This window comes from Lutimaribacter marinistellae, assembly GCF_042648365.1.
Lineage (GTDB): Bacteria > Pseudomonadota > Alphaproteobacteria > Rhodobacterales > Rhodobacteraceae > Lutimaribacter_A > Lutimaribacter_A marinistellae.
The window spans coordinates 1-756 of record NZ_JBHRXI010000020.1 but is presented as its reverse complement, the minus strand read 5'-3'; the positions used below and the strand labels follow the sequence as shown (position 1 = coordinate 756).

At 62.3% G+C, this 756-nt stretch carries 1 pseudogene; it reads left to right on the top strand.

What is annotated here, in order from left to right:
- Positions 1 to 648: 648 nt before the first annotated feature.
- Positions 649 to 756: pseudogene (locus ACFORG_RS18605) on the top strand (hypothetical protein); the annotation flags it as partial.

Below are 756 nucleotides of genomic sequence, written 5' to 3'. Positions count from 1 at the left end.
CGCGGTCTTGAGCGCCGCGAGGCGCGCGGGGATCGGATCGTGGGTCGTCATGTCTGCCTCCTTTGCGAAGCCGCAGTACCGCTCCGATCGACCGGGTTGTGTAGCCCAGATCCGCCCGATCCGGCGCCCGTTTCCAACTTTCTCTGCTTCAAACGGACGAGGCTACAAAAGCTCGATCAACATGCATGTGTCGGTGATTGTCGGGAGATGTCATAAAATGAATATATTCCAATAGTTTAGGATGGATATTATATTGACTTTGCTAGGCCCGCATCGTTTTGCGCACGCGCTTGGCCCGTATCGGTGGAGGGTTACATGACCGTGGCGCCGAAATTCGGACGGCACACCACGGGGCGGGGACAAATGCCAGGCGCAGTCCGAAAGGCCGAAGCGCGTCCCCCGGCACCAGACCCGGTGTCGCAAGTAGCGGCCGACCTTGAGGCGAGGGTCGTCACGACCTCGGGGGCCTGAAGCGACGGGGCGGCTCCGGCCGACACGGACAGCCGAAGGCAGTGGGACCGGTCCCGGCAAGATCGCTGGGGCTGCTCGTCCTATGCCTTCGCTCAAGGGCTCACCAGCCGACAGGAACTAAGGAAGCCTTCAACTGGCAATGAAGCCAGGAGAGGACACGCCCACAGCTAAGTCACAAGGGCGATGCTGAACAACGCGAGCCCGGGACAGGTCGTTTACGAGCCGTTCTGCGGATCGGGCACCACGCTGATCGCGGCCGAGACCTGCGGGCGGGTCTGCCACGCG